The 23,799-nt window shown below is 71.1% G+C and carries 25 protein-coding genes and 1 pseudogene; 14 read left to right on the forward strand and 12 right to left on the reverse strand.

The window, feature by feature from the left end; genetic code table 11:
• Window positions 1-56: 56 nt before the first annotated feature.
• From PCA76_RS18900 to PCA76_RS18915, 4 genes and pseudogenes are all read right to left on the reverse strand, one after another.
• Window positions 57-1,483, reverse strand: a pseudogene (locus PCA76_RS18900) (hypothetical protein).
• A 103-nt stretch (window positions 1,484-1,586) separates the two neighbouring features.
• Window positions 1,587-2,348 (reverse strand): maleylpyruvate isomerase family mycothiol-dependent enzyme, encoded by a 762-nt coding sequence (locus PCA76_RS18905; protein WP_272611767.1) that lies wholly within the window; start codon window positions 2,346-2,348, stop codon window positions 1,587-1,589.
• A gap of 74 nt (window positions 2,349-2,422) precedes the next feature.
• Window positions 2,423-2,905 (reverse strand): SRPBCC family protein, encoded by a 483-nt coding sequence (locus tag PCA76_RS18910; RefSeq protein ID WP_272611768.1) that lies wholly within the window; start codon window positions 2,903-2,905, stop codon window positions 2,423-2,425.
• The gene (locus tag PCA76_RS18915; RefSeq protein WP_272611769.1) at window positions 2,902-3,252 is read right to left on the reverse strand and encodes an ArsR/SmtB family transcription factor; all 351 of its coding nucleotides are present in this window, start codon (window positions 3,250-3,252) and stop codon (window positions 2,902-2,904) included. Before PCA76_RS18915 ends, PCA76_RS18910 begins: the two co-directional genes overlap by 4 nt.
• Before the next feature lie 96 nt (window positions 3,253-3,348).
• On the opposite strand from PCA76_RS18915, the gene PCA76_RS18920 reads away from it, so the two are divergent.
• Window positions 3,349-3,759 carry a VOC family protein gene (locus PCA76_RS18920; RefSeq protein WP_272611770.1) on the forward strand — a complete coding sequence of 137 codons (411 nt, stop codon included), beginning with the start codon at window positions 3,349-3,351 and terminating at the stop codon, window positions 3,757-3,759.
• A 177-nt stretch (window positions 3,760-3,936) separates the two neighbouring features.
• Complete coding sequence (locus tag PCA76_RS18925) at window positions 3,937-4,914, forward strand: aldo/keto reductase (RefSeq protein ID WP_272611771.1); 978 nt, start codon at window positions 3,937-3,939, stop codon at window positions 4,912-4,914.
• Between the two features lie 39 nt (window positions 4,915-4,953).
• Here the strand turns inward: PCA76_RS18925 and PCA76_RS18930 are convergent, their stop codons facing one another.
• Window positions 4,954-5,697 carry a YqjF family protein gene (locus PCA76_RS18930; protein ID WP_272611772.1) on the reverse strand — a complete coding sequence of 248 codons (744 nt, stop codon included), beginning with the start codon at window positions 5,695-5,697 and terminating at the stop codon, window positions 4,954-4,956.
• 30 nt (window positions 5,698-5,727) lie between these two features.
• The gene (locus PCA76_RS18935; RefSeq protein WP_272611773.1) at window positions 5,728-6,891 is read right to left on the reverse strand and encodes a winged helix DNA-binding domain-containing protein; all 1,164 of its coding nucleotides are present in this window, start codon (window positions 6,889-6,891) and stop codon (window positions 5,728-5,730) included.
• Window positions 6,892-7,172: 281 nt separating this feature from the next.
• Between PCA76_RS18935 and PCA76_RS18940 the strand changes: the two genes are divergently transcribed.
• Both PCA76_RS18940 and PCA76_RS18945 read left to right on the forward strand, forming a co-directional pair.
• Window positions 7,173-8,117, forward strand: coding sequence for an RNA polymerase sigma factor (locus PCA76_RS18940; protein WP_272611774.1), 945 nt, complete (start codon window positions 7,173-7,175; stop codon window positions 8,115-8,117).
• A gap of 85 nt (window positions 8,118-8,202) precedes the next feature.
• Entirely contained in the window at window positions 8,203-9,087 is an 885-nt protein-coding gene (locus tag PCA76_RS18945; protein WP_272611775.1) for an alpha/beta fold hydrolase, read from the forward strand.
• 166 nt (window positions 9,088-9,253) lie between these two features.
• On the opposite strand, the gene PCA76_RS18950 is transcribed toward PCA76_RS18945, so the two are convergent.
• Both PCA76_RS18950 and PCA76_RS18955 read right to left on the reverse strand, forming a co-directional pair.
• On the reverse strand, window positions 9,254-10,834 hold the full coding sequence (locus PCA76_RS18950; RefSeq protein ID WP_272611776.1) for a DHA2 family efflux MFS transporter permease subunit: 1,581 nt from the start codon (window positions 10,832-10,834) through the stop codon (window positions 9,254-9,256).
• Window positions 10,835-11,059: 225 nt separating this feature from the next.
• Window positions 11,060-11,908 (reverse strand): LysR family transcriptional regulator, encoded by an 849-nt coding sequence (locus PCA76_RS18955; RefSeq protein ID WP_272611777.1) that lies wholly within the window; start codon window positions 11,906-11,908, stop codon window positions 11,060-11,062.
• Window positions 11,909-12,032: 124 nt separating this feature from the next.
• Here PCA76_RS18955 and PCA76_RS18960 point away from each other — a divergent pair, with 124 nt between their 5' ends.
• Window positions 12,033-12,764, forward strand: coding sequence for an SDR family oxidoreductase (locus PCA76_RS18960; protein WP_272611778.1), 732 nt, complete (start codon window positions 12,033-12,035; stop codon window positions 12,762-12,764).
• Window positions 12,765-12,787: 23 nt separating this feature from the next.
• On the opposite strand, the gene PCA76_RS18965 is transcribed toward PCA76_RS18960, so the two are convergent.
• On the reverse strand, window positions 12,788-13,591 hold the full coding sequence (locus PCA76_RS18965) for an IclR family transcriptional regulator domain-containing protein (protein ID WP_272611779.1): 804 nt from the start codon (window positions 13,589-13,591) through the stop codon (window positions 12,788-12,790).
• A 3-nt stretch (window positions 13,592-13,594) separates the two neighbouring features.
• The gene (locus PCA76_RS18970) at window positions 13,595-15,031 is read right to left on the reverse strand and encodes an amidohydrolase family protein (protein ID WP_272611780.1); all 1,437 of its coding nucleotides are present in this window, start codon (window positions 15,029-15,031) and stop codon (window positions 13,595-13,597) included.
• 198 nt (window positions 15,032-15,229) lie between these two features.
• Between PCA76_RS18970 and PCA76_RS18975 the strand changes: the two genes are divergently transcribed.
• From PCA76_RS18975 to PCA76_RS19005, 7 genes are all read left to right on the forward strand, one after another.
• A complete protein-coding gene (locus tag PCA76_RS18975; protein WP_272611781.1) occupies window positions 15,230-16,363 on the forward strand; it encodes a CaiB/BaiF CoA transferase family protein in 1,134 nt (377 codons plus the stop codon).
• Window positions 16,348-17,118 carry a citryl-CoA lyase gene (locus tag PCA76_RS18980; RefSeq protein WP_272611782.1) on the forward strand — a complete coding sequence of 257 codons (771 nt, stop codon included), beginning with the start codon at window positions 16,348-16,350 and terminating at the stop codon, window positions 17,116-17,118. Before PCA76_RS18975 ends, PCA76_RS18980 begins: the two co-directional genes overlap by 16 nt.
• 30 nt (window positions 17,119-17,148) lie before the next feature.
• A complete protein-coding gene (locus PCA76_RS18985) occupies window positions 17,149-18,015 on the forward strand; it encodes an extradiol ring-cleavage dioxygenase (protein ID WP_272611783.1) in 867 nt (288 codons plus the stop codon).
• Window positions 18,012-18,374, forward strand: a complete 363-nt coding sequence (locus PCA76_RS18990) for a hypothetical protein (RefSeq protein ID WP_272611784.1) — start codon at window positions 18,012-18,014, stop codon at window positions 18,372-18,374. Before PCA76_RS18985 ends, PCA76_RS18990 begins: the two co-directional genes overlap by 4 nt.
• Window positions 18,371-18,913: a hypothetical protein gene (locus PCA76_RS18995; protein WP_272611785.1), complete on the forward strand. Its 543-nt coding sequence runs from the start codon at window positions 18,371-18,373 to the stop codon at window positions 18,911-18,913. Before PCA76_RS18990 ends, PCA76_RS18995 begins: the two co-directional genes overlap by 4 nt.
• The gene (locus PCA76_RS19000) at window positions 18,871-19,335 is read left to right on the forward strand and encodes a zinc-binding dehydrogenase (RefSeq protein WP_272611786.1); all 465 of its coding nucleotides are present in this window, start codon (window positions 18,871-18,873) and stop codon (window positions 19,333-19,335) included. The genes PCA76_RS18995 and PCA76_RS19000 overlap by 43 nt, the downstream gene beginning before the upstream one ends.
• A 274-nt stretch (window positions 19,336-19,609) precedes the next feature.
• Window positions 19,610-20,497 carry a helix-turn-helix transcriptional regulator gene (locus PCA76_RS19005; RefSeq protein WP_272611788.1) on the forward strand — a complete coding sequence of 296 codons (888 nt, stop codon included), beginning with the start codon at window positions 19,610-19,612 and terminating at the stop codon, window positions 20,495-20,497.
• Here the strand turns inward: PCA76_RS19005 and PCA76_RS19010 are convergent.
• Complete coding sequence (locus tag PCA76_RS19010; protein WP_272611789.1) at window positions 20,466-21,317, reverse strand: AraC family transcriptional regulator; 852 nt, start codon at window positions 21,315-21,317, stop codon at window positions 20,466-20,468. The genes PCA76_RS19005 and PCA76_RS19010 overlap by 32 nt on opposite strands.
• A 50-nt stretch (window positions 21,318-21,367) precedes the next feature.
• Between PCA76_RS19010 and PCA76_RS19015 the strand changes: the two genes are divergently transcribed.
• Together PCA76_RS19015 and sthA are read left to right on the forward strand one after the other, a co-directional pair.
• Window positions 21,368-21,790, forward strand: coding sequence for a DUF2000 domain-containing protein (locus PCA76_RS19015; RefSeq protein ID WP_272611790.1), 423 nt, complete (start codon window positions 21,368-21,370; stop codon window positions 21,788-21,790).
• Between the two features lie 340 nt (window positions 21,791-22,130).
• Window positions 22,131-23,534, forward strand: coding sequence for a Si-specific NAD(P)(+) transhydrogenase (sthA, locus tag PCA76_RS19020; protein ID WP_272611791.1), 1,404 nt, complete (start codon window positions 22,131-22,133; stop codon window positions 23,532-23,534).
• Here sthA and PCA76_RS32860 read toward each other — a convergent pair.
• Entirely contained in the window at window positions 23,531-23,797 is a 267-nt protein-coding gene (locus PCA76_RS32860) for a MerR family DNA-binding protein (protein WP_442930270.1), read from the reverse strand. The genes sthA and PCA76_RS32860 overlap by 4 nt on opposite strands.
• Window positions 23,798-23,799 lie beyond the last annotated feature (2 nt).

The raw sequence follows: 23,799 nt of genomic DNA on the forward strand, positions 1-23,799 counted from the left end.
CCTTTGGGTTCGTGACGAGTGGGGGGATGGAGCCGTACCGGGGCGAGGCCCCCTGCTCAGCGGAATGTCGCGTGGCGCGAGCGACGGCGGCGCCCGCCGGCGCGGCGGGGTTCATCGGCGGTCGGACCCGGTCCGGCACCGATCAGGCCAGCCCGGAACAGACTGTGGATGATCCGCCGTTGCGCGGCGGTCTCGAGTTCGTCGCGCAGGGCGCCGTCGCGCAGGAGCGCGTCGGGGCCGAGCAGGGCTTCGACGGTGGCCAGTGCGCCGGAGGCGTCCCCGTGGTCCAGGCGTGCCCGCACATCGGGGAGACACTCCGGCTGTCGGTGCGCCTCGTCGATCGCCCGCAGGCAGGGCAGCGGGGTCCCGGTGAGCGCGGCCAGCAGCTCCTCCCGGCGGATCTCTGCCGGGTCATGGTCGAGCGTGGCGAGCACCCCGTCGACCAGGCCGATGCGATGGTGGGCACCCCGACACGGCACCATGCGCGGCAGCGTGGGCGGGTTCGGCGCCGTCGAGCGGGTGGGCGCCGAGTGCTCCGGCACGAGCGCCGACGCGACCAGAGGGTGCAGCCGATCGGGCTCGATCAGCCCACAGCGGAGCAGCGCCAGATCGGGGAGAAGCCAGGTCGCCGCGTCGGGCAGCACCGGCAGCCCTGCGCCGCCAGCCGGAGTGATGACCCGCGCCGTGGGCCGCTGGCCGCCGCCCGCGCCCGCGGTGACGACGCCGTTCCCGCCCGTGGTGACGACGCCGTTCCCGCCCGCGATCACGTCCAGGACCAGCCGACGTCGGCCGCCGAGCCGCACCGCGACAGTGCCGCTGACCCGCCCCCGTCGCCGAGGAGGAGCGCTGCCTCGGCCGCCCACCTGTCGGTCGCGTACCCGAATGCCCGTGCCGTCGGCCCCAGCCCGTCGAGAACGCCTTCGGGTGGGGCGTCGGCCGGCAGCCGGTCCGCACCGGATCGGGTCCGCAGCTCAGCGGCCCGGCGGGCGTCCCACAGGTGACGGTGCAGGTCGAGGCGGAACCGCTGGTTGGGGTGGAAATGCGGACCCGACCCGCTGCGGGACCCGTCCCACAACCCGAGGCTGATCCGCTGCCCGGCGTCGGCCCAGGCCGGCGGGGTCCGGGCCACCAGGTGCACAACGCCGCCGACTCGCTGCTCCGCGTCGTACCGGGCCAGCGAGACGATCAGGCCCGGACGCAGCAGGCCGTCGGGGGCCACCCTCGGTAGGTGCCAGCGCAGCAGATCAGGCGCCAGGTGGCGGAGGTCGGCGCGGAGCTGAGCCGCCAACTCCCGGCCGTGAACGTCGGCGACGGCGCGCAGGCTGATGTCGGCATCGACGCGCGCTGCGGCGCACGCCCCGGCCCAGTCACCTGAGCGGCGACGAGCGGTAGCACGATCGATCATGGACGGCGGCACGGCGAACTCGCGCACGCGCCGCCAGATGGACAGTCGAGAATCCGCATCCGCGGCCCGGGAGTGCATCAGCACTCACCGTTCGCGGATCGGACCCCCATTCTGAGACGAGAGGAGGTGATCATCGCGCCGGAGCATACCGCCGGAGACCCAGGTCCGCCAGAGCGCAACCTCACGAGGTCGCGGTGACGATGCAGCGGCGCAACAGTGCGAGGGCCTCGGGTGCACCCTGCACGCTGACGCCGCTCGACTCGCCCGGCAGCTCCCGGCCCCACGCCCAGCGCAGCAGCGCCGCCGGCGGGCCGGTGACTGTCACATCGGCGGTGTCGGCCACGCCGTCGGTCACGCTGAACAACCCCGGGCCGGTGCGCACCGACCACGCCCCACCGTCGGTGCGCAACGCGTACGTCCAGCCCGGCGAATCGGCCAGGATCTCGTTGAAGTAGTCGGCCCACTCGACCGCCGAATACTCCACGAACACGCGGAGCAGTTCGTCGACGCCGTCCACGGCGAGGTCGTCCGGGATGGGTGCGACCGGGGCCCGGACGCCCAACTCGGCGTCGATGCGGTGGATGACGGTCTCCTGTGCCATCCGGCGGATCCAGAAGCCGACGGTCTGGCCGGGCTTGTACCAGGAGCCGGCCGGATCGTTCGGGTCGTGGGCGGCAAACTCGGCCAGAAGCGCGGCGTGCGCCCGGTCGAGCAGCACCAGCGGCTCCTCGGTGGCCAGCTCCGCCGGTGGCCATGGCTCGGGTTCGGCCCCGTGGCGGATGGCCAGGGTCTTGTGCAGATAGACCTCGCCGACGTGGCGGGTGAGGTCGGCGACGCTCCACCCGGGACAGCTGGGCACCGCCGCGGTGGGGTCGGTCGTGGCGACGGCGCGCAGCCTGGCGAAGTCGGCCGCCAAGCAGTCGAGGAATCGGGAGGGCTCCATGTCGGTCAGTCCAGCACACACCACCGACACACGTGTGGCACCGCTCCCGAGCCACCGTGCCAGAAATAGAGCGCTCAGTGCGACTTCATGAGGTCGACCAGCTGGTCCAGGGCCGCGCCCCAGCCCTCGTGGAAACCCATCTCCTCGTGCGACTTCTTCGCCGACGCGTCGGCGTGGATCGCGATGGCGGTGTACTTCGTGCCGGTGCCGTGAGGCTCGATCCGAATCACCGCGGTGAACGGGAAACCGTCCTCGGTGATCTGCGGGCGGAAGCCGGGGCCGAGGCCGGAGGTGAAGACCAGCGTCGAGTTCTCCTCGGCCACCAGGATGCACCCGCTGTGTGGGAAGTCCTGGCCCTCGGGCGAGCGCATGGTGTTGTCGAACCTGCCGCCGGGCCGCAGGTCGATTTCGCAGGCGACGGTCGACCAGGGCTTCGGGGTGAACCACTGCATGAGCAGCTCGGGCGTGGTCCAGGCCCGCCAGACCAGCTCGGGTGCCACGTCGACGGTGCGCTCCAGGACGAGGTCGAGCTCGGGATTCACGGTGTAGACGGTCATTGCTGTTGCTCCTTGAGGTCGTAGAGAAGAGAGTCGAGTTGGTCCAGGCGTCGGGTCCACCGCGCGCGCTGCACGGCGAGCCAGGTGTCGAGGTGTTCGAACGGCTGGGGCGCGAGCCGGTAGGTGCGCACCCGGCCCGCCTTCTCCGACGTCACCAGACCGGAGCGCTCGAGGACGTGCAGGTGCTGGGTGAACGACGGGAGTGCCATCTCAAACGGACGAGCCAGATCGCTGGTCGTGGCCGGCCCCTGGGCGAGGCGCTCGACGACCTGGCGGCGCGTGGGGTCGGACAGCGCGTGGAACACACCGTCCAGTACGCCGCCCTGCCCCTCCGCATGCTTAGGCATGTGCCTAACTATTGCGCCCCGCATGACCGACGTCAAGGGGGTCACTGAGCAGTTTTGGATAAGCGGTCCGCCCGGGTCCCCCATAGCGTGAACTGCATGTTCACCGCAATCACGCACTCACAGATCTACGTCCTCGACCAGGACAAGGCCCTCGACTTCTACGTCGGCAAGCTCGGCCTGGAGGTCAACGCCGACGTCGACATGGGCTTCATGCGCTGGCTGACCGTCAACGTCCCCGGTGAGCCGGATCGCCAGATCCTGTTGGAGAAGCCCGGCCCACCGGCGATGTCCGAGGAGACCGCACAGGAGGTTCGCGCCCTGGTCAGCAAGGGCGCGATGGGCGGCTCACTCATCTTCGCCACCGACGACTGCCGCAAAACCTACGAGACGCTGCTGGGTCGGGGCGTCGAGTTCACCGAGGAACCGACCGATCGCCCCTACGGGATCGACTGCGGCCTGCGCGACCCCTTCGGCAACAGCATCCGCTTCACCCAGTTGAAGTCCTGAGGGTCGGCGCGGCAGCCTGACGTCGGGGCGGTCGGACCGACCGCCCCGACGCCCTACCCGCTCGGGGTGACGCCCCATCGGCTAGGAGCAGAGGACGTCGGGCACGAACCACGAGGCCTGCGGCGCGGGGGCGCAACCCGGTGGCCGGGACGCCCGGCCGGTCGTAGCGTAGGGCGCATGCGAACCACCACGCTGGGCAGCGCAGGTCCCCAAGTCGGCGTCATCGGCCTCGGGTGCATGGGCATGAGCCACGGATACGACATCACCGGCCCTCGCGACGACGACACGTCGATCTCCGTCATCCGACAGGCACTGGACCTGGGCGCCACCCTGATCGACACGTCGGACGTCTACGGGCCGTACACCAACGAGGAACTTGTCGGGCGAGCGTTGGCCGGCGGTCACCGGGAGCGGGCCGTCCTGGCGACGAAGGCCGGCCTGGTCGTCACCTCCCCCACCGGCGGTCCCGGCAACTCACCGAAGATCGGCAACAACGGCCGCCCGGAGCACATCCGCACGGCGATCGACGACAGTCTGCGCCGGCTCGGCACCGACCACGTCGACCTCTACCAGCTGCACCGCGTCGACCCGGAGGTGCCCATCGAGGAGTCCTGGGGTGCCATGGCCGAGGTCGTGGCCGCGGGCAAGGCGCGGCAGATCGGCCTCTCCGAGGTGACGGTGACCCAGATCGAGCGCGCCCAGGCGGTGCACCCCGTGGCGTCGGTGCAATCCGAGCTGTCGCTGTGGACCCGCGATCCGCTGGCCGAGGTGCTGCCGTACTGCGTCGAGCAGCGCATCGCCTTCCTGCCGTTCTCGCCGCTCGGCCGCGGTTTCCTCGCCGGCCGGTTCAACTCGTTCGACGACCTGCCCGCCGACGACTTCCGCCGCGGCCTGCCGCGTTTCCAGCAGGATGCGCTCCGCGCCAACCTCGCCATCGTCGCCCGGGTCCGGGAGATCGCCGACCGGGCCGGCGTCAGCCCCGCGCAGGTCGCGCTCGCCTGGGTGGTCGCCCAGGGTGACCAGGTCATTCCGATCCCCGGCACCAAGACCCCGAAGTACCTGGTGGACAACTGCGCCGCCGGCGACGTGCGGCTCAGCGCCGAGGACCTGGCCGACCTCGACGCCCTGCCCGCACCGGAGGGCGGCCGTTACTGACGCGACGCCGACCGGGAACGGTCACCAGGCCGTTCCCGGTCAGCCGGGCCGACGCACCGGCACCGGCGGGCCGAACCGCACCCCCACACCGGGCGAGTAGAGCACGCTGGCCGGCGGCCCGACCGGTGCCGGCAGCCCGGCGGCAACGACCAGCTCGTCGTCGAGGTGCAGCAGCTCGGCCCGGTGCAGCGGCCAGCGCGGATGCCAGTTCGGCAGGTGCAGCGTGCGCCCGTACGCCCGGGTGTGCAGCCCCCAGCGGGCGGTGACGAAGTGCTCCAGGGGAGTCGGCTCGGCAATCGGCTCCCCCACCCGCACCACCATCCGGCTCGTCGCACCCGCCGGGCCGGGCCAGCGTCGCCGGCACCGGTAGGTGAGTCGGTCACCGTCGCGGTCCAACCGCATCGACGACCAGAGGTACGGCAGACGCAGTGTCGCCCGTGCGACCAGCACCGGCACGAGGCGGGACGCGTCGAGCGACCGGAACACCACCGCCCGCCGGCCGGTGTCGTCGACCGAGTACAGCCGGACGTTGGTCTCCCAGAAGGTGCCGAGGTACGGCACCCCGGGGCCACGACCGAAGCCCAGCCCGACCATCCGGAAGCCGATCAGGCCGACGTAGCTGACGCCGTCCAGTGTGTCCGGACGAGTGCCGGCGGGCAGCAACGGCGCGACGAGTTCCGGTGCGACGGCCCAGTGCAGGAAGGTGAGATCCTCCCAGCGCTGCCGCAGGATCGCCCACGGAAACGCCTGTCGGGGCGCGTAGTCGACGGGTTCGATGTGCACGACCTCATCCTGGCTCATTGAACGCCCCCGTCAGGCATGTGGGCCGACGGCGACCGTGCCGACCGTCAGCGACGGCGTCCCCTCCATGATCTCGCCGACCCGCTCGACCTCCTGCTCCAACTCCCGCAGTCGGCCGGAGTCGAGCGCCCGCAACGGCTCGACCGTGACCTGGATCGTGCGGCCCGAACGGCGCTGGTGCCACACTCCGGCGACCTCCCCGTCCACCAGCAGCACCGGATAGTTGCCGGCCTGCCCACGGGCCAACGCCCGCTCGGCGGCGGCACCGGGAAAGAGCCGCTCACGCGGGTGGCAGCCCACGGCGTACGCGTCGAAGTAGGGCAGTAACCGCAACCCGGACGGCCGGTCGTCCGGGAAATCGGTGTCGTCGACTGCCACCCACGCTCGCGTGCCCTCCACGGTCACCTCGCTCAGGTCCAGTGAGTCGAACAGCGACGTCGTCCACCGCACCGGCGTCGACAGCCACTGGGCGAACTGTGCCGGAGTGGCCGGCCCGTACGCGTACAGGTAGCGGCGGACGAGATCGGCCAGCGCCGCCGGACCGGACATCGGCGTGAACCCGGGCAGCCAACGCGCCGGGCTCGTGTAGGTGGTGGCGCGGCCCCGGTTGGGACCGAAGCAGATCACCCCGCCCCGGCTGGCGGCTGTCATCGCCGCGATCCACCGGGGCCAGTTGTCCTGGAACGCCTCCATGACCCGCTCGCCCGCCCACGGGCCGGTGCGGGCTACGATCTCATCGGTCAACTCGGCGGTGGTCAACTCGGCCTCGGCCAATGCGTCGGCGATGGCGGCGAGGACCTGGCCAGTCTGCGCGGGAGTCAACAGGTCGCGGCTCTGCTCCCACGACGGAGCCGGCAACGCGGTCAGCGCGCCGGTCCACATCGGCAGGTCCGCAGCGGCGAGCAGGTGCACCGTCCCGCGCGGCCCACGGGTCTTGACCAGGGTGCGATCCCTCCACAGCGCCTGGCGCACCAGACCACGAGTGACGCCACGGACCCGGAGCCCGACGGACAGCTCGGCGGCGGAGGCGACCTGGGCGTGCGCGCCGCACATCGCCGACACCACGTCGGCGACGCGCTCGGCGTCCGGTGCGGCGTCCGGCCCGGAGGCCGGTGCCGAGAGCCCGTGCCGCTGAAGACGCCGGGCGGACACCTGCGCCCAGCTCAGCTCGGTCATCGCAGGGCCTCGGAGAAGGCGCGGATGTCGGCCGCGCGCGACCACAGGGCTTCGCCAACACAGGTCCTCATGCCACGCACGCTACGACCGACGTATGTCACTTTCCGGCAGCCGTCGCCGGCATCGGTGCCCGGACGGTCGGTCAGCCGGGACTCCCCCTCAGCGCTGGCCGGCGAACCCCACCTTCACCCGTCGTAGGCTGGTAGCGGCGAAGGGCAGCAAACAAAACCGCCCAAAGCGCCGCAGATGGGACGCCCCGGGACGTGCAGGAGGACGTACGCGTGACGCAGGGTGACGTGGAGCTGGTCGTGCTCGCGCAGGCTGGAGACGCGGCGGCGCTCGGTGCGCTGCTGGCCCGTCACGAGGCCGAGATGCGGGCCGTCGCGCTGGGCGTCCTCGGTTACGGACCGGACGCCGAGGACGCGGTGCAGGACGCGATGGTGGTGGCGTTGCGTCGCATCGGCGAGGTCCGCGACCCGGCAGCCGTCGGCCCGTGGCTGCGTGCCATCGTCCGCAACAACAGTCGGATGACGTTGCGCGGGCCCAGAGCTGTGCCGGTCGCCGAGCCGGAGTGGTTCGCCGGCCCCGCCGACACACCCACCCCCGAGGAGGCCCTGGACCGGGGCGCGATGCGCGACTGGGTGTGGCACGCCATCGGGCAGCTGTCCGAACCTGACCGGCTCGTCACCCTGCTGCGGTACTTCAGCGACGCGTCCTCGTACGAGCAGATCGCGGCCGTGTGCGGCGTGCCGGTCGGCACTGTCCGCAGCCGCCTCAGCCACGCCCGCCGTGCGCTCGCCGGTGGCCTCCGGACGGCGGCGAGCGCGGCGCACACGGATGTCACCGCGTCGAGCGAGTCGCGGTGGCGTGAGGGCCACGACATGATCGCCACGGCGATGGACGGCGGCTTCGACCGGGTGGTCCGCGAGAGCTGGTGGCCGGACGCCGAGATGATCGTGCCGGGTGGCCCGCGCGGCGGCCGTGACCTCGCGATCGGTGGCATGACCAGAGACCTGACCGCCGGGGTACGCCAGCGGCTGCGCAACGTCGTGGCCAGCGGCGACGTGCTGATCTGGGAGACCGACCTCATCAGCCCGCCCGACGACCCGGAGCACTGCCCGCCGGCGGCGCTGTGGTTGCAGGTGCTGCGCGAGGGCCGGGTGCGCCAGCTGACCCTCTTCCACCCCGTCCCGGCGCGGGCGGTCCGCCAGCCGGCGCTGGTCTGAGAAAAACTTTCCGCACCGAGCGAACTTTTCCCTCGACCCCCGCATCTGGTTCGCGTCATTCACCAGCTGCCGCGGGAGATAGTTCATGGGTTCCACCAGCCACGACACCAACGCCCTCGCACCGGGCGCCCACACGGTCACCGTCGACGGCGTTCGGCAGGTCTACCACGTCGCCGGCACCGGCCCGGTGTGCGTTGCGCACTCCGGCGGCCCCGGCATCGAGTGGGCCTACCTGCGGACGCCCAGCCTCGAAGAGCACTTCACCATGGTGTACGTCGAGCCGGTCGGCACGGGTGCCTCGGGGCAGCTCGACAACCCCGACGACTACCGTCTCGAAACGTACGTCCGGTTCCTCCACGCGGTCGTCGAGCACCTCGGCGAGCCCCGGGTGTACCTCCTCGGCCACTCGCACGGCGGCTTCGTCGTGCAGCGGTACGTGCTGGCACACCCGGACCGGGTCACCGGTCTCGCCCTGTACGACACCTCACCCGTCACCGGCGCGGAGTTCTGGGCCGAGGCGATGGCCGGTCTCGCCGCGTACCCGCAGCGGCACCCGGACCGGCCGGAGGCGGCGGCGGTCCCGGCCGCCTTCGCGCAGATCGGCGGCGCGACGGACGACGAGTCGTTGGCGACCGCCCTGCGGGCCGCCCTTCCGGTGTACTTCGCGGACTTCTGGGACCGACAGGACGAGTTCGCCCCGTTCCAGGCCACCGTACGGATCTGGTCGGCGCCGGCGGGCGCGCAGGACCCCACGCCCTTCGACGTGCGGGAATCGCTGGGCGAGATCACCGTGCCCGTCGTGGTCATCGTGGGGGCGCACGACTTCATCTGCGGTCCCCGCTTCGCCGAGCAACTGCACGCGGGCCTCAAGGACTCGCGCCTGGTGGTGCTGGAGCAGAGCGGGCACTTCGCGCACATCGAGCAGCCGGCGGAGTTCACCGCGGCCGTGGTGGAGCTGCTGAGCCGCTGATCCTCGTGTCGCGCCCCGAGGTCCGTTCGTCACAGCGGGCAGGCCTCGGGGTGCGGCGGCGTTGGACGGTCATAGGCGTGGCACATTCGCTGCGCCGTGACGCGGGAGAGACCGCCACCGCCGCGCTCGACACCTCGTGTGGTGTCGAGCGCGGCGGGCGGGTCGCTCAGTGGATGACGACCGGTGCCTTGACCTGATCCGCCTGCTGGTCGTCGAGCTGCGCCGGCTGACGTCGGCGCGGCAGCAGGGCAGCCGGAACGAACGTGAGCAGGACCAGCGCGAACGCGACCCAGAACGTGGTCGCGAACGACTTGGCGGCGAAGTCGAGCCCGCGCTCGATGACCGACGGATCCACCGGCATCTGCTGGAGCAGCTCCGGCCGCTGCTGGGAGGCGATGGCCAGCCCGGCCTCGGTGATCGGCTTACCGCTCGGGTCCACCAGGCCGGGGATCGGCCGGGAGCCGTTCAGCTCGTTGGTGAGGATCACCGACATCACGGCGGCGCCGACCGACCCGCCGATCTGCTGGAGGATGTTGACCAGCGTCGAGCCGCGTGCCACCTCCTGCGCCTGCAACGTCCGCAGAGCCGATGTCATGATCGGCATCATCGTGCCGCCCATGCCGAGGCCCATCACGAACAGCGAGCCGCCGAGCAGCCAGTACGAGGTCTGCGGGTCGACCTGCGTGAAGCTGAAGAACCCGGCGACGATGAGCGCCAGCGCGAACGGAACGGTGCGCCCGATCGGCACCCGGTCGGCCAACGTGCCGGCGATCGGCATGGTGATCATCGCGCCGAGGCCCTGCGGGGCCATCAGCAGGCCGGCGGCCAGCGTCGACTCGCCGCGCACCTGCAGGAAGTAGCTCGGGAACAGCAGACCGGCGCCCATGAACGCGATGATGAACACGAACAGCGTCACCGAGGCGATGGTCAGGCTGCGGTTGCGGAACAGCCGCAGGTCGAGCAGCGGGTGCTGGGGCTTGAACGAGTAGAGCACGAACGACACCACCAGCGCGCCGCCGACCAGCATCGGTGCCCACACCTTGGCCTCGGCGAACGTGCCCGCCTCCGGCAGTGACGAGACGCCGTAGAGGAAGAGGGCGAGGCCCGGCGAGAGCATGAGCATGCCGATGAAGTCGAACGACTGCGACGGCTCGGGAGCGTCCTTCGGCAGCGCCATCTGCGCGTAGATCAGCGCGACGACACCGATCGGCAGGTTGATCAGGAAGATCCAGTGCCAGCTCGCGACGTCGATCAGCCAGCCGCCGAGGATCGGGCCGCCGATCGGCCCGAGCAGCATCGGGATGCCGAGGACGGCCATCAGTCGGCCGATCCGGTGCGGGCCGGCCGCGCGGGTCATGATGGTCATGCCCAGCGGCATGAGCATGCCGCCACCGAGGCCCTGCAGGACCCGGTAGCCGATCAACTCACCGATCGAGTCGGCCGTGGCGCAGAGACCGGACCCGATCGTGAAGAGCGCCAGCGCCACCATGTAAAGGCGTTTCGTGCCGAACCGGTCAGCCGCCCACCCGCTGAGCGGGATCACGGTGGCGAGCGCGAGGGTGTAGCCGGTCATCGTCCACGCGACGCGCGCGTAGCTCGCGTCGAACTCACTCTGGAAGGTGGGCAGCGCCACGCTGACCACCGTCACGTCAAGGATCGACATGATCGCGCCAAGGACGACGACGCCGGCCACCTTGAGCACCGCGGCGTCGAGTTTGTCTGACGTCGCGACGGATTGCTGTGTCACAGACTCTCCTGAAGTCGATTGAGCCGGCCAATGGTGGGCGGTGGCGGAGATGCCGCGCCGACCAGGCGCGGGGCGCGACGTACCGAGGCAACGACGCGCGGAGGCAGACTAACTGCCAGTTGTGACGATTCGCCGCCGGATTTCGTGACCGGTCGTAGGCGGATCCGAACAGCCGTCCGATTACAGCCGGTCGTCGGTGTGTCGATCAGCCAGCAGAACCGCGAGCTAGAGACGCGTCGCGGTCCGAATCAGCCCGGCGAGGGCCAGGGATCGGCTGTGCGGCGGCCACGCGATCACCGTCGTCACCGTCGGCGCGTCCAAGACCGGCACAGCGGCGAGATCGCGGCGCAGGTCGGCCCGGCACGACTCAGGCAGAACCGCCGAAGCCCGGCCGAGCGCAATCAGCTGGTACAGCTGCGTGCTGTTCCGCGCCTGCGGACCGGGTCCATCCGGGTACGTGCCGTCGGGGCTGGGGAAGCGGGGCATCGGCAGGCCGGTCAGCGTGCTGACGTCGGCCATCCGCACGTGGGCCTGGGCGGTGAGGGGGTGCCCGGCCGGCAGGACCACAACCTGCCCCTCCGTGCACAGCTCCTCGGTGTCCAGTCCGACCGTCGAGTCGAACGGCCGGTGCAGCAGCGCCACGTCCGCCCGCCCGTCGCGCAGCAGTCGCTCCTGCTCGCCGATCCCGCACAGCAGCACGTCGACGGGGACCGCGCCGGGCTCGGAGGCGTACGCGTCGAGCAGCTTCGACAGCAACTCGCCGGACGCTCCGGCCTTCGTGACGAGGACCACGCCGGGATGGCCGGTGGCGGCGAGGGCGGCTCGGCGGGTACGGCGGTCGGCGGCGTCGACCGCGTCGAGGGCTGCTCGGCCCTCGACGAGCAGTACCGCACCGGCCTGGGTCAGCGCGACGGTGCGGCTGGTGCGTTCCAGCAGCGTCACCCCGAGCCGCCGTTCCAGCTGCGCGATCGCCCGTGACAACGGTGGCTGCGTGATCCCGAGCCGCTGCGCCGCACGGCCGAAGTGCAACTCCTCGGCGACGGCTACGAAATACCGCAGCTCACGCGTCTCCATGCCCCAACGGTACCGGCGGCACGGCCTGCGCCACCCGTCGCAAACCTGGGTCGATACCCGGGAGGTATCGGTGCCCACTCAAACGGTGTTGGCGGCCTGCTGGGGCGCGGACAACATCGAGTGCATGAGCGAAACGACAACCGCGCTGGTCACCGGCGCGAACAAGGGAATCGGGTACGAGATCGCGGCCGGCCTGGGTGCCCTCGGTTGGAGGGTTGGCATCGGCGCCCGGCACGACGGGCGGCGGGAAGCCGCGGTGGAGAAGCTGCGCGCGGCCGGCGTCGACGCGTTCGGTGTGCCGCTGGACGTGACCGACGACACGAGCGTGGCCGCCGCCGCTCGACTGGTCGAGGACCGTGCCGGCGGCCTCGACGTACTCGTCAACAACGCCGGCGTGACCGGTGGTGGGCCGCAGGAGCCCACCACGGTCAACCTCGCGGCCGTACGGACGGCGGTGGAGACCAACGTGATCGGCGTCATCCGCGTCACCAACGCGATGCTGCCGCTGCTTCGCCGCTCAGCGTCACCGCGGATCGTCAACATGTCCAGCAGCGTCGGCTCCCTCACCCGGCAGACCAGCTCCACCGACGAGTTCGTGACGGGCCCGGTGGCCGTCGCGTACGCGCCGTCGAAGACGTTCCTCAACGCCGTCACCGTTCAGTACGCCAAGGAGCTGCGCGACACGAACATCCTGATCAACGCCGCCTGCCCCGGCTTTGTCGCCACCGACCTCAACGGCTTTCGCGGCGTCCGTACCCCGGAACAGGGGGCGGCGATCGCGATCCGACTCGCGGCCCTGCCCGACGACGGCCCTACCGGCGGGTTCTTCGAGGACGCCGGTGTGGTGCCCTGGTGACGTGCCGTCGGCCGGGAACCGCACTAGGCGGTGACCACCGGCACGGCGGCGGTCAGCGCCCAGTCGTGTCCGATGTCCGCGGCGGCGCGCAGCAGCCTCGGGAGGTGCTCTTCCCGCAGGGTCTCCAGCGAGGTCTCGGCCGCGTGCACGGTCACGTTGATGGCGGCGACGACGCGGCCGTCGCCGTCGCGGACGCCGGTGGCGACGGACCGGATTCCCGGGGCCAGGTCCTGGTCGGCGAGTGCCCAGCCCTTCGCCCGGACCTCGCGTAGCACGGCGTCAAGCTCGCCCGGCGAGGGCTGCCAGCGCGGCGTGATGCCGGAACGGGTCGGCTCGGCGAGCACGTCGGCCAGAGTGTCCGGTGGCAGCGCCGCGAGCAGCACCTTGCCCATCGACGTCGCGGGGGCCGGGAATCGGGTGCCGATGGTGACACTCAGCGTGACGATCTTCGGGACGGCCACCCGGGCGACGTAGACGATGTCGCTGCCGTCAAGTTGGGCCATCGAGGTCGACTCGTTGGTCTGCGCGACCAGTTTCTCCATGTGCGGCCGGGCCACGTCCCACATGTTCAGCGCGTTGACGTATGCCATCCCCAGTTCGAGGACGCGCGGGGTGAGGGTGTGGCCACGGCCGACCGCGCGGACGTAGCCCAGCGATTCGAGCGTGATGAGGATGCGGCGGACCGTGGGGCGGGCGAGGCCGGTGGCGGCGGCGATCTCGCTGAGCGTCATCGACGGGCAGGCCGGACGGAAGGAGCGCAGGACGTCGAGACCACGGGCGAGAGCCTCGATGAAGTCGGGTCCGGCGCCCCTTCCGTTGTCACTCATGTCCTAATGCTTCCATTGCGCCGAGCCGGCGTCCCACTCGGTGTACTGGTACGGGTTCTCCAGGATCGCGGTCTCGGGGATGTCCGGGTTCATGCCCCGCCGCCACGCCTCCTCCCCCATCGTCTCGCGGAGGTGGTCGATGGTCGAGGCCACCTTGGCCCGCGCGGCGGCGAGGTCGACGCCGACGAGGCGACCGTCCTGCTTGACGACCCGGCCACCGACCAGCACGGTGTGCACGTCGCCACGCTGGGCCTGGAAGACGACGTGACCGTGTGGGTTCAGGATGGGGAACATCGCCGGCGAGGCGTCGTTCTTGATCAGGACGACGTCGGCCTGCCGGCCGGGGGTGAGGGCGCCGATCGTGGAGTCCATACCGAGCGCGCGGGCGCCGCCCCGGGTGGCCCACTCGACGACCTGCTCGGCGCGCAGGTGGCAGTGGGTGATGGTCTCCTGCTTGGCGTGCGCCTCCAGGTGCTCCCGGGAGCGGTCCGCGCCGAGCGTGGTGCGCATCGCGGAGAAGAGGTCACCGCTCCACCACACGCTGGTGTCCATCGACAGGGACACCGGGATGTCGTGGTGGCGCAGTTGCCAGGTGGGCGGGTAACCCTGCCCGGCGCTCTGCTCGCTCTCGGTCGAGACGGAGACGGAACCGCCGGTCGCGGCGATCCGGTTGTACGAGTCGTGGGTGAGCGTCGCCGCGTGCACGTAGACGGTCGACGGGTTCATGAACCCGTTCTCGTGCATCAGCCGGATGCCGTCGTCGTTGGTGGCGCCCCACACGCCGGCGTGCGTGGTCACCGCGGCGCCCAACTCCCGCGCCACCTCGAAGGCCGCCCGCTCCGGAAAGGCGGGGTCGCCCGTGACGTCGAACGCCATCTGGAAGCCGGCCAGCTTTCCACCGTCGATGCGGCGGCGGTGGAAGTCGCGGAACTCCGGCGAGGTGGCCCACTGCCACGGCCCCTGCTGGATGTTGCCGTAGGCGAGCACGAACCGTCCGTCGACCGCCTCCAGGGCGTCCACGGCCGCGTCGGCGTGCTCGGGCGTCTGCAGCCCGTGTGACCAGTCGACGGTGGTGGTGACACCCGCGTCGATCGCCTCGATCGCACCGAGCAGGTTGCCGGCGTAGACGTCCTCGGGCCGGAACAGCTTGCCGGATTCGAGGTAGTACCAGACGAAGTACTGGGTCAGGGTCCAGTCGGCGCCGTAGCCGCGCATCGCGGTCTGCCACATGTGCCGGTGGGTGTCGACCATGCCCGGCATGAGGATGCCGTCGGTGGCATCGATCTCCAGGGCGTCGTCGGGTGCGGTGAGGCCGACGCCGACCTCCGCGATCCGGTCGCCGATGACCAGCACGTCGGCGCCGGGCAGCACCATGTGCGCGTCGTCCATGGTGAGAACCAGGCCGTTACGGAAGACCACCGGCCGGTCGGTTGCGCTCATCGCCACCCATTCCTTTCGGGTACGAGGGGATCCGGACCGTTGTCCGCTGTGCGGCCAGCCCGAGTGGCGCAAGTGTGGCCCCGGTCACGAGGCGTGTCAAGACTGTGTTTCCGGGTGGTAAACCAGCCGTTGACAGGGACCACGACGTGTCGCAAGCTGTCTCGGCGGACAGGTGTCCGCAGAACGGGCGGAAACATCGTGCAGCATTCGACAGGGCCGCTGGCCGGCCTGCTCGTCGCGGACTTCTCCCGGATCCTCGCCGGGCCGTACGCGACGATGCTCCTGGCAGACCTCGGCGCACAGGTGATCAAAGTGGAGAGCCCCGGCGGCGACGACACCCGCACCTGGATGCCGCCCACCCGCGACGGCGTCTCGACGTACTACCTCGGCATCAACCGCAACAAGCGGTCGGTCGCCCTGGACCTCAAGAAGCCGGACGACCTGGCCGCCGCGCAGGAACTGGCCCGCCGTGCCGACGTGATGATCGAGAACTTCCGGCCCGGTGGCCTCACCCGGTTCGGCCTCGACTACGACACCGTCACCGCGAGCAACGAGAAGATCGTGTACGCGAGCATCAGCGGCTTCGGCACCGGCGCCGGCAAGGACTTCCCCGGCTACGACCTCATGGTGCAGGCGATCTCGGGCCTGATGAGCCTCACCGGCGACCCGGACGGCTCGCCGTACCGGGCCGGGATCTCCGTCTTCGACGTGATGGCCGGGCTGCACGCCAGCATCGGCATCCTCGCCGCGCTGCACCACCGTGGAGAGACCGGCCGGGGCCAGCACGTCGAGGTCAATTTGCTCAGCTCGGCGCTGTCCGGGCTGGTCAACCACTCCAGCGGCTACGTCGCCGGCGGCACCATCCCCTTCCGGATGGGCAACGCCCACCCCAGCCTCTTCCCGTACGAGCCACTGCCCACCGCCGACGGCGAGCTGATCGTCATCGCCGGCAACGACGGGCAGTTCCGTAAGCTCTGCCAGGTGCTCGACCTGCCCGGCCTGCCCGACGACCCGCGCTTCGGGCGCAACCAGGACCGCACGGCCAACCGCGAGGAACTGCGGCCCCTGCTGGTCGAACGACTCGCCAAGCGGACAAAGGACGAGTGGTTCCGTGACCTGCTCGCCGCCGGCGTCCCGTGCGCGCCGATCAACACCATCGACGGCGGTGTGGCACTCGCCGAGGAGCTGGGGCTCGACCCGGTCGTCAACGTCGGCGACGTGCCCGGTGTCCGCAACCCCATCACCTTCTCCGACACCCCGGCCCGGTACGAGCTGCCGCCGCCCGGGCTCGACGAACACGGCGAGGAGATCCGCGCGTGGCTGAAGAGCTGAGCTTCCCGACCGGGATCGGCACGTCCGACCCGACGACCATCTCCCTGCTCGGGCAGGACCTGGCCGGCGACCTGATGGGCAAGGTCGGCTTCGGCGAGCTGGCGTACTGGCTGGTCGCCGGCCGCCGTCCCACCCGGGGTGAGGTACGGGTCTTCGAGGCGGTGCTGGTGGCGCTCGCCGACCACGGCTTCACCCCGACGGCGATCGCGGCCCGGCTGACGTACCTGTCCGCGCCCGAGTCGTTGCAGGGCGCGCTCGCCGCCGGCCTGCTCGGCGGCGGCTCCCGCTTCCTCGGCGTCACCGAGGACTGTGGACGATTCCTCGCCGACACGCTCGCGCGAGCCGGTGAGGTGACCGACTACGACGCGGTGGCACTCGACGCGGTCACCCGGGCCAAGCAGGAGCGCCGACTGGTCCCCGGGCTCGGGCACCCCGTGCACAAGGAGCAGGACCCCCGCACCCCCGTGCTGATCCGGATCGCCACCGAGGAGGGTCTGCACGGCCCACACCTGCGGCTGTTCGAGGCGATCGGCAGGGTGCACCCGCAGGTGCTCGGCCGAACCCTGCCGCTCAACGGCGCCGGAGTCTGCGGCGCCGCGCTCGCCGACCTCGGGCTTCCCGTCGAGATGCTGCGCGGTTTCGCCCTGCTGGCCCGCGCGGCGGGGCTGCTCGGGCACCTCGCCGAGGAACGGCGCCGCCCGCTCGGCATGGACATCTACCGCACGGTGGACCGCAACGCGGTCTACGAGCCCTGACATCCCCTCGTCTGCAGCGAAAGGAGCGGAATGGCCACCGTCGTCGCGGTCATCGCCTCCACCCACCACCCCTTCTACTACCGGGCCAGCACGGCCACCGGCGAGGATCGGCCACCGTTCGCCGACGAGTGGACCAGCAAGATCCTGGCCTTCCGGGAGACGCTGACCCGGGCCCGGCCCGACGTGCTCGTGATGGTCGGCTCCGACCACTTCCACCAGCTCTGGCTGGACAACATGCCGCAGTTCCTGGTCGGCAAGGCACCCTCGTACGACGCCAACTGGTACAACGAGGAGCGCGAGTTCGGCCTGCCCCGGATGCTACTCAAGGGCCAGGAGGACCTGTCCGGGCACATCCTGCGGGCGGGGCTCGACTCCGGTTTCGACCTCGCGTTCAGCAACGAGCTGCGGATCGACCACAGCATCACCTGCCCGATCATCACGCTACGGCCCGAGGCCGACCTGCCGATCGTGCCGATCTACACGAACATCTTCGCGCCACCGTTGCCGCAGCCCAAACGCTTCGTCCAGCTCGGCCAGGCCATCCGGGAGATCGTCGAGTCGTGGCCGTCGCACCTGCGGGTGGCCGTCATCGGCACCGGCCATCTCTCGCTGGAGCTGGGCGGCCCCCGGCAGTTCGGCCCGCACGGCCCGGACCCGGAGTTCGACCAGCGGGCCGTCGAGTGGATCGCCAACGGCGACCTGGACGGGTGCCTGCGCGAGGTCACGCTGGACAGCCTGCACTCGCCGGGCAACGCCACCCACGGCTTCATGGACTTCATGCTCATGATGGGTGTGGCCGGCGCCGGCGCGAAGGCCGACTACGTCGACACCTTCGATCTGTTCCACACCATGGAGGCCTACTTCACCTGGTATCCGAACGGAGCGCCGGCGGCATGAGCAAGTACCTGCTGAACAAGTTCCTGTTCATGGTCGACCGGGACCCCGAGCTGGTCGAGCGCTACCGGAGCGAGCCACGCGAGCTGGTCGCCTGGTGGGAGGCCGAATGCGCGAACACGGTGCTCAACTGCCACACCGGCGAGGCGAGCACCTGGCTGCGCTTCGACGACGTGGAGCGTGAGGCGTTGGCCAACCACGACCACGTGAAGCTGTTCGAGTTGGGGGCGCACCCGTTCCTCACCCTGACCCTCTTCATCGCCCTCTTCGAGCGGGACAACACCGAGCCGCTGGAATACCAGAAGTCGTACGGCGCACGGCTGGCCCACTTCTCGATGCCCTACCCGGACATCGCGACGTGATCCGGGCAGCCCTGCTCAGTGCCTGCGGCACCCCACCGACGATCGCCGAGCGGCCGGCCCCCGTGCCGGCCGACGGCGAGGTGGCGGTCACCGTCGAAGCCGTGCCGATCACCCCGCTGGACGTGCTCTGCGCCAGCGGCACCAGCTACTTCGGCACGCCGACCACCCCGTACGTGCCGGGGGTGCAGGGTGTCGGCCGGCTCGCCGACGGCACCGCGGTCTGGTTCGGCACGTCGGCCGGAATGAAGCCCGGTGTCGACGGCAGCATGGCGACCACGGTCGCCGTTCCCGCCGTCGATGTGGTGGCGCTGCCGCCCGGCGTACCGCTGACCCTGCTCGCGGCCCTGGGCCTCTCCGCGGTCGCCGCGCACGCGGCGCTGACCCACGCCGGCGGTCTGGCGGCCGGCGAGCAGGTCATCGTGCTCGGCGCCGGGGTGTGGTTGGCCAGGCCGCCGTCCAGTTGGCCCTGCTCGGTGGCGCACGCCGGGTCATCGCCGTGGCCCGCTCGGCCGCGGCGCGCGCCCGCGCCGAGGAGTTAGGCGCCGCCGTCGCCATCCCGCTGCTCCCCGACGACGACGTCGCGTCGATGGCCGACCGGCTGCGCCACGTCGCCGACGGTCCGGTCGACCTCGTCCTCGATCCGGTCTTCGGTGTTCCCGCCGCGGCGGCGCTGCGGGTACTGCGCCCGGATGGCCGCCTGGTCAACCTGGGCAGCGCCGCAGGCGCTACCGCACCCATCGAGTCCGCCGTGCTGCGCAGTGGCTCGCTGCGGATGATCGGCTACACCAACAACGGGTTGTCGACCGAGCAGCGGGCGGCGGCGCTGGGCGTGGTCGCCGCCCACGCGGCAGCGGGCCGGCTCACCGTCGACCACGAGATCGTGGCGTTCGACTCGATCGCGGACGCCTGGGCCCGGCAGGACGCCGGCACCGCCGCCGGCCGGATCGTCCTGACGCTCTGACTCCGCCGGGCCCCAGCCAGGGATCGCACCGACCACACCGATCGGCTCGCGGACGAGCAGCGAGCGTCCGCCGTCGGCGCCGGGATGGCATGACGTACGTTCCCGGTTCTGGCCGGTGCCGGTAGTGCCCGGGGGTGGTTACCCCCCAGGAACCCGGACGGACGCCCCCGCACCCCAGCCTCGATGCCAGGACACCAGCGGAACACCGCACCCGGGCCCGCCTGTTGCACTCGACGTGCCGGTCCACCGCCGGCGCCCAGCGATCGGAGACACCGTGGACCGCGCCCAACTGGCCAGCTTCCTGCGTACGCGACGGGAGGCGCTGCAGCCCGAGGACGTGGGGCTGCCCAGGGGCCCTCGTCGGCGCACCGGTGGGCTGCGGCGCGAGGAAGTCGCCACGTTGAGCGGGATGTCCACCGACTACTACAGCCGGTTGGAGCAGCAGCGCGGGCCACACCCCTCGGAGCAGATGCTCGCCGCCCTCGCCCGTGGCCTGCGGCTCTCCCTGGCCGAACGGGACCATCTGTTCCGGCTCGCCGGCCACGCTGTCCCCCACCGCCCGGTGCGGGCCGACCACGTCAACCCGGGGATGATGCGGATCCTCGACCGGATGCACGACACCCCGGCCCAGGTGGTGAACCACCTCGGCGAGACCCTGGCGCAGACCGCCGCGGCCGTCGCCCTGCTCGGTGACGAGACCCGGTACACCGGGCTGGCGCGCAGCGCGCACCACCGCTGGTTCACCGACCCGAAGGCACGGCAGTTGCACCCGGCGGAGCACCACCAGACGCAGAGCCGCCTGCTCGTGGCGCACCTGCACGCGTCATACACCCGCGATGGCCGGGGATCGCGGGCGGCGGCGCTCGTCGACGACCTGCTGGCCGCGAGCCCGGAGTTCGCGCAGCTGTGGCGAGAACACCCGGTACCGGCCGGCTACTGCCCGCAGAAGCACTTCGTGCACCCGGAGGTGGGTCCCTTGGAGCTGCACTGCCAGACGCTGGTGGACCCCGACCAGTCGCAGACGCTGCTGGTCTTCACCGCCGTGCCCGGGTCGGAGAGCGACGAGAAACTGCGGCTGCTCGCCATGATCAACTCCGTAGAAACGCGAGCAGGTCCTTGTGAGAAGGTGACTACCGGCCCCTCCCCCCAGTCCTTGTTATAGACGTCGGTGCCGTCGGGCGTGGCGGAGCCGGGTAGCGGGCCGGGCTGACGCCCAGGTACCGCTGGAAGTGGCGGGTCAGGTGCGCCTGGTCGAAGAAGCCGACCGCGGCGGCGGCCTCGGCGGGCCGCTGACCGGCGAGCAGAAGGCGACGCGCCAGCTCGACCCGGCGACCGGTCAGGTACGCGTGTGGCGGTACGCCGTGCACATGGGTGAACGTCCGTACCAGGTGGGTCGGGTGGGCGTGCAGCAGCTCGGCGGCCTCCCCCAGCGTGACGCCCTCGATGGTCCGGGCGTCCAGCAGCTCCCGCAGTCGGACCGCGAGGCCGCGTACGGTCGGTTGGACGCTGGCCTGGGCACGCTGGTGGAGCTGCTGGCGCAGCCGGTCGAGGATGAGCGCGAGCCGACTCTCGGCCTCGAACTCGTCGCCGGGTGCGGCGAGCGCCTGGTGCAGGTGGTGGATCCGGTCCCGTAGATGCGGATCGGCCACGGCCGGCTCGTCGACCGCCCGGCCGACCAGCTCGGCACCGAGCGCGGAGGTCTCCAGGTACAGGACCCGTTTGCGGAAGCCGTCCGCTGTGGCGGATCGGCCGTCGTGCGGCACGTACGGCGGCAGCAGGGTGACCGACGTGCGTAGCGCGCCGTGCCGGTGCCGGTCGAGGTCGAAGCGGACCGCGCCGTCGTCGACGATCAACAGCGTCCACACGTCGTGGATGTGCCGCGGGTAGGCGTGGTCCACGAAATGGGCGTGGAAGACCTCGGCGACCCCGGCTACCGCGGGTCGCCACGCGCTGACGTGCGAGCCCGCCGGGCGGGTGGCCACGCTAAGAACGTACAAGACCGCGCGGCGTCGGGGCGGCCAGGCTCGACGCCATGACCGAACCCATCCGATTTCCCACCAAGATCGCCGTGCTGCTCCGGAACGACCTGGCGAGCTGGCAGCGGCTGAACGTCACCGCCTTCCTGGTCAGCGGCATCGCGAACGCCGTGCCGGAGCTGCTCGGCGAGGACTACCGCGACGCGGACGGCACCCGGTACCTGCCGATGTTCGGCCAGCCGGTGCTGGTCTTCGCCGGCGATCGGGCGGCGCTGGTCGGCGCGCACACCCGCGCACTCGCCCGCGGGCTACGGCTGTCGATCTTCACGTCTGAGCTGTTCGCCACCGGCAACGACCGGGACAACCGCGCCGCCGTTCAGGCGATCGGGCGGGACAAGCTCGACCTGGTGGGCCTGGCACTGCACGCCCCCCGCAACGTGGTGGACAAGGTACTCAAGGGCACGACCATGCACCCCTGACCGGGCGGATCCGGGTGCCGAGATCATCGGCTACTGGCAGGACCAGTCCACCTTCCTTGCTTGGGAGACGCTGACCCACGCCAACAACCCCAACTGACCGTGCCGCCACGGGGCTCAGCCGTCGGCCCCCAGGGCCACCACCGGGCTGACCCGCGACGCCCGCGGCTTCGGCCTGATCGGCCTCACCGAGCGGGTGCGTGCCCTCGGCGGCACGATCTCCGCCGGGCCCGGCGTCGCCGGTGGCTGGGTGCTCGGGGCCTGGGAACGCCGCCTCGTCGGCTGACGGGCCCGCCGAGGCGGGGTCTGGCGCGCGGAGCGACATCTTGCGAGGCTAACGGTTGTGTATGACTACGACCTGTTGGTGCTGGGCTCCGGACCCAGTGGTCAGAAGGCCGCGATCGCCGCCGCCAAGCTCGGCAGGCGGGTCGGCATCGTGGACCGCCGCGACATGATCGGTGGGGTGTGCATCAACACCGGCACCGTCCCCTCCAAGACGCTGCGTGAGGCCGTTCTCTATCTGACCGGGTTGAGCCAACGGGACCTGTACGGCAGCAGCTACCGGGTCAAGGACGAGATCACGGTCAGCGACCTGGCCGCCCGGACCCAGCACGTGATCACCCGGCAGACCGACGTCATCCGCAATCAGCTGGCCCGCAACCGGGTCGCGATGATCACCGGCACCGGGCGCTTCGCGGACCCGCACACGATCTGGGTCGACGGTGGCTCCGGCCGCGAGTCCAGAGTGACCTTCGACAAGATCATTATCGCTGCCGGCACGCGCCCGGCCCGCCCGGACAGCGTCGACTTCGACGACCGGACGATCGTGGACTCCGACGGCGTCATCAACCTCCAGGCCGTACCCCGCAGCATGGTCGTGGTCGGTGCCGGCGTGATCGGCATGGAGTACGCCTCGATGTTCGCCGCCCTCGGCACCAAGGTGACAGTGGTGGAACGCCGCGACCGGATGCTCGAGTTCTGCGACGAGGAGGTCGTCGAGTCGCTGAAGTACCACCTGCGCGACCTGTCCGTGGCGTTCCGCTTCGGCGAGGAGGTCGCCGCCGTGGAAAAACACCAGACGGCGGCACTCTGCATCCTCAAGAGTGGCAAGAAGATCGTCGCGGACACGGTGATGTACTCGGCCGGCCGGCAGGGCCAGACCGACGACCTCGCGCTGGAGGCGGCCGGGCTGGAAGCGGATCGGCGCGGCCGGATCGCGGTCGACGCCAACTACCGCACCCCGGTCGACAACATCTACGCCGTCGGCGATGTGATCGGCTTTCCGGCCCTCGCGTCCACCTCGATGGAGCAGGGCCGGTTGGCCGCGCAGCACGCCTGCGGCGAACCGATCCGGGAGATGCACGGGCTGCAACCGATCGGCATCTACACGATCCCGGAGATCAGCTTCGTCGGGCAGACCGAGGCGCAGCTCACCGACACCTCGACACCGTTCGAGGTGGGCATCGCGCGCTACCGGGAGCTGGCCCGGGGCCAGATCGTGGGCGACTCGTACGGCATGCTGAAACTGCTGGTCTCCCCCGACGACGGCCGACTGCTCGGGGTGCACGTGTTCGGCACCGCCGCCACCGAGATCGTCCACATCGGGCAGGCGGTGATGGGCTGCGGCGGCACGATCGACTACCTGGTCGACGCGGTGTTCAACTACCCGACGCTGGCCGAGGCGTACAAGGTCGCCGCTCTGGACGCCTCCAACAAGATCCGCAACATAACCCGCATCGACGGCTAGCCGCGGCCCCCGACCTCCACCAGTTCCGCCAGCTTGGTGCGGTAGTTCGGGCAGGTCGAGATGTCCTCGTGGGAGCAGTTCAGCCCGGCCTCAAGCAAATCGAGCGCCGACCGCAGCGCCGCCATCCTGGCCTGGAGCGCGCCATGGTTGCGGCGCAGAACGTCCTTGCGGGCGGCCGGGTCGCCCGCGGCGAGGAACGCCCGGATGTCCGGCAGCGGCAGGCCGGCCTGCTTCGCGCGCAGGATCGAGGCTACCCGGAACAGGT

Source organism: Micromonospora sp. LH3U1, from assembly GCF_028475105.1.
Taxonomy (GTDB): domain Bacteria; phylum Actinomycetota; class Actinomycetes; order Mycobacteriales; family Micromonosporaceae; genus Micromonospora.

Bases quoted from the DNA above. Each gene is read 5' to 3' on its own strand.
- PCA76_RS18905 (WP_272611767.1), bottom strand. From the start codon at position 2,348: ATGGAGCCCTCCCGATTCCTCGACTGCTTGGCGGCCGACTTCGCCAGG.
- PCA76_RS18910 (WP_272611768.1), bottom strand. From the start codon at position 2,905: ATGACCGTCTACACCGTGAATCCCGAGCTCGACCTCGTCCTGGAGCGC.
- PCA76_RS18915 (WP_272611769.1), bottom strand. From the start codon at position 3,252: ATGCCTAAGCATGCGGAGGGGCAGGGCGGCGTACTGGACGGTGTGTTC.
- PCA76_RS18920 (WP_272611770.1), top strand. From the start codon at position 3,349: ATGTTCACCGCAATCACGCACTCACAGATCTACGTCCTCGACCAGGAC.
- PCA76_RS18925 (WP_272611771.1), top strand. From the start codon at position 3,937: ATGCGAACCACCACGCTGGGCAGCGCAGGTCCCCAAGTCGGCGTCATC.
- PCA76_RS18935 (WP_272611773.1), bottom strand. From the start codon at position 6,891: ATGACCGAGCTGAGCTGGGCGCAGGTGTCCGCCCGGCGTCTTCAGCGG.
- PCA76_RS18945 (WP_272611775.1), top strand. From the start codon at position 8,203: ATGGGTTCCACCAGCCACGACACCAACGCCCTCGCACCGGGCGCCCAC.
- PCA76_RS18955 (WP_272611777.1), bottom strand. From the start codon at position 11,908: ATGGAGACGCGTGAGCTGCGGTATTTCGTAGCCGTCGCCGAGGAGTTG.
- PCA76_RS18960 (WP_272611778.1), top strand. From the start codon at position 12,033: ATGAGCGAAACGACAACCGCGCTGGTCACCGGCGCGAACAAGGGAATC.
- PCA76_RS18965 (WP_272611779.1), bottom strand. From the start codon at position 13,591: ATGAGTGACAACGGAAGGGGCGCCGGACCCGACTTCATCGAGGCTCTC.
- PCA76_RS18970 (WP_272611780.1), bottom strand. From the start codon at position 15,031: ATGAGCGCAACCGACCGGCCGGTGGTCTTCCGTAACGGCCTGGTTCTC.
- PCA76_RS18985 (WP_272611783.1), top strand. From the start codon at position 17,149: ATGGCCACCGTCGTCGCGGTCATCGCCTCCACCCACCACCCCTTCTAC.
- PCA76_RS18990 (WP_272611784.1), top strand. From the start codon at position 18,012: ATGAGCAAGTACCTGCTGAACAAGTTCCTGTTCATGGTCGACCGGGAC.
- PCA76_RS19015 (WP_272611790.1), top strand. From the start codon at position 21,368: ATGACCGAACCCATCCGATTTCCCACCAAGATCGCCGTGCTGCTCCGG.